General features: G+C 41.6%; 6 protein-coding genes. 2 read left to right on the plus strand and 4 right to left on the minus strand.

Going from position 1 to position 6,865, the window contains the following annotated elements:
• Positions 1–9: 9 nt before the first annotated feature.
• Positions 10–3,987 carry a sensor domain-containing protein gene (locus LGT40_RS03915; RefSeq protein ID WP_226075843.1) on the minus strand — a complete coding sequence of 1,326 codons (3,978 nt, stop codon included), beginning with the start codon at positions 3,985–3,987 and terminating at the stop codon, positions 10–12.
• A 3-nt stretch (positions 3,988–3,990) separates the two neighbouring features.
• On the minus strand, positions 3,991–4,932 hold the full coding sequence (locus LGT40_RS03920; RefSeq protein ID WP_226075846.1) for an ABC transporter substrate-binding protein: 942 nt from the start codon (positions 4,930–4,932) through the stop codon (positions 3,991–3,993).
• Positions 4,933–5,110: 178 nt separating this feature from the next.
• On the opposite strand from LGT40_RS03920, the gene LGT40_RS03925 reads away from it, so the two are divergent.
• On the plus strand, positions 5,111–5,359 hold the full coding sequence (locus LGT40_RS03925; protein ID WP_226075858.1) for a hypothetical protein: 249 nt from the start codon (positions 5,111–5,113) through the stop codon (positions 5,357–5,359).
• A 9-nt stretch (positions 5,360–5,368) separates the two neighbouring features.
• Positions 5,369–5,713: a pentapeptide repeat-containing protein gene (locus tag LGT40_RS03930; protein WP_226075861.1), complete on the plus strand. Its 345-nt coding sequence runs from the start codon at positions 5,369–5,371 to the stop codon at positions 5,711–5,713.
• Between the two features lies 1 nt (position 5,714).
• Here LGT40_RS03930 and tatC read toward each other — a convergent pair whose 3' ends face one another.
• A complete protein-coding gene (gene tatC, locus LGT40_RS03935) occupies positions 5,715–6,455 on the minus strand; it encodes a twin-arginine translocase subunit TatC (RefSeq protein WP_226075863.1) in 741 nt (246 codons plus the stop codon).
• Positions 6,445–6,762: a Sec-independent protein translocase protein TatB gene (tatB, locus tag LGT40_RS03940; protein WP_226075865.1), complete on the minus strand. Its 318-nt coding sequence runs from the start codon at positions 6,760–6,762 to the stop codon at positions 6,445–6,447. The genes tatC and tatB overlap by 11 nt, the downstream gene beginning before the upstream one ends.
• Between the last annotated feature and the right edge of the window lie 103 nt (positions 6,763–6,865).

Consider the following 6,865-nt stretch of genomic DNA (forward strand, 5'->3'; position numbering starts at 1 on the left):
AATTTATATTCAGTCTACGCCTAAATTCCCCAGTGGGGGATGATTTAACAAGTTAATAAATTGTTCTGCTGGAACGGGCCAACTAAACAAATAACCTTGCATAAAATCACAGCCTTTATTTTTTAATGCCTGCAAATGTTCTGCTGTTTCTACCCCTTCAGCCAGGGTTTTCAGGCCAAGCGAACGGGCCAATGTAATAACGGCGTCGACAATGGCTTCATCATCTTCATCGTTTAACATATCAAACACAAAGCTTTGATCTATTTTCAATTTATTGATCGGGAATTTTTTCAGATAGTTTAATGAGGAATAACCGGTACCAAAATCATCTAAAGATAAACGAATACCCGCATCAGCCAATGATTTAAGTTGTTTTATCGTCAAATCAATATTAATCATCGCCACTGATTCGGTTATTTCCAGCTCAAGATTGTCTGCGGCTAACTGGTGCTCATGCAAAATCGCATTAATCATATTTACCAGTAACGGATTATTAAACTGCACAGCAGAAAGATTTATGGCAATCAATAAATCTTCATGGCCCAATTCAACCCATTGTTTACATTGATTTATAGCGGTATGCAATATCCATTGACCTATCGGATTAATCATGCCGGTTTCTTCGGCAATAGGAATAAACTCTAATGGCGAGATGGGACCAAGTTCGGGGTGATGCCAACGTAAAAGGGCTTCTGCACCGGTTATTTTATTCAGTTTGATATCGACCAGTGGTTGATAAACCAAAGAGAGTTCATTGCGAGCCAACGCAAACCGCAAGGCATGTTCTAATTCCAGTTTATGCGCGATTTGCGAATGCATTTGGGCTGTAAAAAACTGATATTGATTACGACCAGCCTGCTTTGCCCGATACATGGCTGTATCAGCGTGTTTATTGAGGCTTTCTGCATCCTTGCCGTTATCTGGATAAATACTGATACCGATGGATAATGTGACAAATAACTGGTTACCTTCAATCTCAAAGTGTGAAGTAATATTTTCAACTAATTTTTGTGCTACATGTCCTGCGCCATCAGCATCGGTATCGGGAAGTAGAATAATAAACTCATCACCTCCAGTTCGGCAGACAGTATCTTCCTCGCGTACCTGACTGGTCAGCCGCTCTGCCACTTTAATCAATAATTTGTCACCAATAGCATGACCAAGACTGTCATTGATAAATTTAAATCGATCCAAATCCAGGTAAAGCAAGGCCAGTTTTTGGTTATGCCGCTCAGCTGAAATCAATGCTTGATGGATACGATCCTTCAGAAGAGCCCGGTTGGGCAGGCTGGTCAATACATCGTGATGGGCCAGAAAATTAATCTGACGTTCTGCCTCACGGTATTTACTGATGTCAGACATAATCGCAACATAGTTTTGCAGATGTTTTTGTCCATTTTCAACGCGTCGAATTGATAACCATTGGGGATAGGTTTCACCATTTTTTCGCCGATTTTGTACTTCACCTGACCAGAAACCCTGGCTTTCCAATTGACTCCACATCTGTTCATAAAAGTATTTATCGTGAAAACCAGAACTAAGTAGAGAAGGATTCTTACCGATCACATCTTGCAGCGAAAATCCGGTCATGATGGTAAATGCAGGATTTACAGTAACGATGTTGTTATTTTCATCGGTGATGATGATTCCTTCATTACTGTTTTCAAAAACCAGATTTGCCAGACGTAATTGCTTTTCCGCTTCGTATTGACGGCTGATATCACGGCTGATGCCAAGCACACCGATAGTTTCACTGGTTTCACTTTTAAGCGGAGTTTTTAAGGTTTCAAATAAGACTTGATGCCCATCAGCACCAAATTTACGTTCTTCGTAAAATTGGCTGGTATCATGTTGCAATGTCAGTTGATCACTATGTCGATAATGACGCGCTTCATCATCAGGGTAAAAGTCATAATCGGTTTTACCGATAATTTCGGTTTCGTTAGCACCTAAAAACTGCATTACGGCCTGATTACAGCGAATATATCTTCCCTGTACATCCTTGCAAAAAATCAAATCGGGAGAAGAATCAATAATACTTCTTAATAACGAACGTTCCTGATACAGATTTTTCTGTGATTGATTACGCTCAGAGATATCTTCAATGATGGCGATAAAAACCAGTCTTTCTCCATAATAGGCTGTTTGTAGATCAACATGAACTTCGTAACGGCTGCCATCTTTGCGATAAAGATTTGTTTCAAGAATCAATCTGGGCATTTCACCATTTAACAGTGGCGAAATTAAAGCTCTGAAAGTGGACAGGTTGTAATCTTTTTTCAGATCAACCGGCGTCATTTCTTGTAATTCTTCGCTGCTGTATCCCAGGTTGGTTTTGGCACCATGATTTACTTGGATGAATTTAAGTGTCTGAGCATCAAATACATATATCTCATTCAATGACCGTTCAAGAATTTCACCAAATAAGATATTTTGTTCTTCGGTTTGCTTTTGTTCGCTGATATCCAGCACCACTCCCACAATCTGCACGGTTTTATGATGCTCATCTTTAATAACAGAAAGGTGATCTTGTACAGTGATGTAATGACCTTCACGATGACGAAAACGAAATTGGTTGCTAACCGGTTTATCGGCTTGCAAAACCGCCAATAACGTTTTTCGCACTTTATTGAGATCATCCGGATGGACATGTTGTTGCCAGGTTTTGGGCTGGTTCAGCCAGTATTCGGCAGGATAGCCGGAATACTGGCGAACAGACTCACTGACATAACTTAAGGAAAATTCTGCCGGGGTAGTTAATTTGACGTCCAAGATATACGTGACACAAGGACTAACCGTCAGCAGGTTTTGAAGAAAGTCGACGGATTGCCGTAACTCTGCACGTAACTGGTATTGGTGCGTCACATTGGTAAACACCAGAATCACGCCGAGAATTTCTGTTTGACGATCATGATCCACTCGGATTGGGGCTGCACTGTCTGATATGTGGTAATGCGCGCCGTTACGGGCTTTTAATACAGTATGATTTGCTAGTTCGACCACTTCTCCTTTTTCGATAACTAATTCCACCGGATTAGTCATTTTCTGGTCAGTTTCAGCCTGATAAATATCGAACACCTTGGGAAGCGGTTGACCAATGGCCTCTTCTTCACTCCATGCGGTTAACTCACTGGCAACTCGATTCATTTGTGTAATATGACCAGAGGCGTCTGTGACAATCACCGCATCGCCTATAGATGCCAGGGTGATCCGCAACCGTTGTTCATTTTCAGTCAATATTCGGATATGTGACTGTATTTGTTGGGCAGCATTAATTAATGACTGGCCAACGTGGGCTTGTTCGGTATTTCCTTTAAGCGGGTTTATTAAATCAGACTGTTGGTCTTGAATTTGTTCTGTCAATTTCTGCAGCGCATTTAATGGACGAATAACCAGTTTGCGAATAACGACTATCAAAATGAGGTTTGCGAACAGTATCAGTAAAAGTAAGGGAATAATGGCGTTTATAGTTTCTGACTTGGCTTTTTCCAGTTTATATTTAAGCGAGCTTTGTAAGACAAGCACCTTATTCCGTTGACCTTCAAATATCGGTAAAACAATGTTGAGTAACGCTTTTTTATTATCACTGAACTGGAATATTTCCTGTTTGGAACGAGCCAGTTCAACATATTGCATTAATACAGCATCTAGGACCTTGTCAGCGGGTTGATTCTGCCAGATAAAATACGAACTGGATTCAATCTGATTATTGTGATTAACCAATATCGCCATCTGGGCATCAGTGTGTAACGAAAATCTTGCCACACTACTTCTGGCTTGTTGTTGGTCATCATTTGCAATCGCATACTCGAGGTTATGTGCTAACTGTAGCGCGGTTTCATGCAGCTGGGTTTTTGACACTTCCCGTATGTCGTTAAGGCGATGGTGATATTCATAAAAGGAATAAAACAACAACAGGCTTAGAAATAATAATGTGACAACAACGGGTAGCCATAAGGTAAGTCGATAAGTTTGAAAGGGTTGCATGAATTAATCCACAGTTTCATGAACAAGCAACTGGCGACTATCAACCACTTTCTCTAATAACCCGAATTCCACCATAAGTTGACTCAATGTATCGATATTTGATTCCATCTCCTGAACCAGCATTTTTTCATTAACCTTATCTGTGGGCAGAATTAAGTCTTGATATAACTGGTCCAGTTCATCTGCTGAAACCCCAAGTCGTGGCGCCATACGTGCTAACGCATCCAGATAATTTTCAGACATGTAATGTCGTGCTTTCCAATAACCTTCAATAAGTTGCTGTAAAGCATAGGGCTGTTGTTCTAATGCCTTATCACGCGTCACTAAAACATCAATAATGGTTACCGGTATTTGTTTGCTGTCAATCAGATTGATATAACCCAGTTGTTCTAATTGATGAGCGACGGGATCAAATGTAATTGCCGCATCAACTTGTTGATTCTCCATCATGAAAAAATGTTGATTGATGGTGGCGGGAACAAGCGTGATATCACTCTTTTCAAGTCCTGCTAATTGCAGAATCTCCATCAACATTAATGTCCCTACACCACTTTTTTCGATCGCAATACGTTTGTTTCGAAGATCTTGAAGTGAGTTAATATCCGGATGAACGATGAGTTTATCGGCGCCATTGGAAATATTAAAAATCAGAATGACTTTGAGGTCGGACTGGGTTTCAGTGAGACGAAGGGCTTCATCAAGGGTAATGGCGATGGCGTCAAGCTGACCTTGACGAAAGGCATAGAGCGTTTCTGTACTTGACGCCAACTCTTTCAGTTGAATTTGAGTGTTATCGTAATATCTCAGATCACGTGCCAAATAGAGCAGTTCAAAACCAGCCCATGGGATCGTACCCACACGCAGTGGTTTCTCAGGTGGCGAATTACAGGCTAACAAGCTGGCAACAAAGACCAACAAATATAAAATCCGTTTACCCGTATACATGACTAACTCCCGCTCAGTATGGGTTAACTAAACGATAGCATAAATACAGGCGTCGAATAGTATTTGCGATGCTCGCTTGAAAATGAGAGAAAACCCATGGTTTTTCAATTACCTGCGTTTACAATTAGCGCATGATGAGAGTAAGCTACAGACGTGAATTAATTTTAGGAGCAGCAAAATGGAAATTCCAGGTATTGCCCCTTTTAGTGGGCAACCCACGCTAACCAATCCGCTTTCCTCGGAAAATCAATTGGTAGGCCGACAGAATCCTGTACAACAGGGCAGTGAAACAGCGTCTACCACGACGGTGCAGGAGCAGAATCCTGCCAGCTTGCAGTCTGCGTCAGTGGTAAACCAGGCTGGACAAACAGAAGAAACGGGCTTTGATCCGGAAAATCCGGGTGGCACCATAGATTTTACCGTTTGAGGTTTTTAGATGGGCGAACCAAAAATCACTCAAGATCCACTCTATCAATTGTTACGTGATGGAAAAATTGAAGAATTTAATCATCGCATTGCAAAAGGTGAGAAGGTTGATTTAACCAGCTGTGATTTTCGTCATCTTAATTTGCAGGGATTAATCGCTAACGGACTCGATTTCAGTAACAGTTATTTTCGTCAGGCCGATCTGCGTGGAATAGATTTCAGTCAATGTATCAGTCTCCGTGGAGCGAGTATTCACGGAGCAAAAATATCAGGTGTGTTTTTCCCTTCACCATTAACTGCCGAAGAAATTACCCTGTCTTTACAACATGGCACCAGAATGCGTTACAGCGATTAGGCTATGGCGTAGCTTCTGAGTTTCGACTTTTAGGAATAAACCGCGATACCTGCAAACCTAACTCGAACAGTAGCCAGATAGGAACAGCTAATAACGTCTGCGAAATAACATCCGGTGGAGTGAGTAACATGCCAATTACAAAAGCGCCCACAATAACGTATGGACGTTTCTCAGTAAGGCTTTGACGTGTTGATATGCCTGTCCAGATTAATAACAGCGTGGCGATAGGTACTTCAAAGGCCAGACCAAAAGCAAAGAATAGTTTCAGCACAAAATCCAGATAACTACTGATATCTGTCATCACGGCGACCCCCTCTGGTGCCGCCTGTGTCAGAAAGCCGAAAATTAACGGAAATACCACAAAATACGCGAAAACGATTCCCAGAATAAATAGTAATGTGCTGGCAAACATCAGTGGAAAAATCAGTCGGCGCTCATGTTTATAAAGCCCTGGAGCGATAAAGGCCCATAATTGATAGAGTAAAACCGGCATAGCTAGCATAATGGAAGCCGTTAACGTTAATTTAAACGGCGTCAGGAAAGGAGATGCGACTTCCGTAGCAATCATGGAGCTGGTTTCTGGCAAGTGTTCCAATAACGGAGCAGATAAAATCAGGTATAGCTCGTTGGCAAAGGGAAGCAGGCAAATGGCAATGACTAATATGGCCAGAATACCTCTAAGCAGACGATCCCGAAGCTCAACCAAATGTGAAATTAGTGGCTGTTGTTCACTATTTTCCATCTTCGGCCTGCTTTTTCTCTAAAGATTCGTTGTCAGCTTTCTCTGTAGTTGCTTTGGGCTTTGACGGCTCATCAAGATCGATAATTTCATTCAAATCGGGTAAATCATCCGGTTTTTTGAAAGCCTGTTTGATTTCTTCGGCCCGAAGCTCTTGAGCAATATCGTTTTTAATGGCCTGTAATGAAGCATTTGCACGACCAAGCCACAAGCCACATACGCGAACGACTTTAGGCAGTTTTTCCGGGCCGACCACAATCAATGCCACAACGGCAATTAATAACAGCTCCCAAAACCCTATATCAAACACGTGGCTTAGCGTTTAGTAGAATCGTGTTCTTCGTGTGGCTGTTTATGTTGCTCGGTGTCACTTTCACTCTCATATTTCAAGTTACCAGCCTCATCTTTTTTTT

It is taken from the genome of Methylophaga pinxianii (assembly GCF_020447225.1).
Lineage (GTDB): Bacteria > Pseudomonadota > Gammaproteobacteria > Nitrosococcales > Methylophagaceae > Methylophaga > Methylophaga pinxianii.

Bases quoted from the DNA above. Each gene is read 5' to 3' on its own strand.
- LGT40_RS03930 (WP_226075861.1), top strand. From the start codon at position 5,369: ATGGGCGAACCAAAAATCACTCAAGATCCACTCTATCAATTGTTACGT.
- LGT40_RS03915 (WP_226075843.1), bottom strand. From the start codon at position 3,987: ATGCAACCCTTTCAAACTTATCGACTTACCTTATGGCTACCCGTTGTT.
- LGT40_RS03920 (WP_226075846.1), bottom strand. From the start codon at position 4,932: ATGTATACGGGTAAACGGATTTTATATTTGTTGGTCTTTGTTGCCAGC.
- LGT40_RS03925 (WP_226075858.1), top strand. From the start codon at position 5,111: ATGGAAATTCCAGGTATTGCCCCTTTTAGTGGGCAACCCACGCTAACC.
- tatC (WP_226075863.1), bottom strand. From the start codon at position 6,455: ATGGAAAATAGTGAACAACAGCCACTAATTTCACATTTGGTTGAGCTT.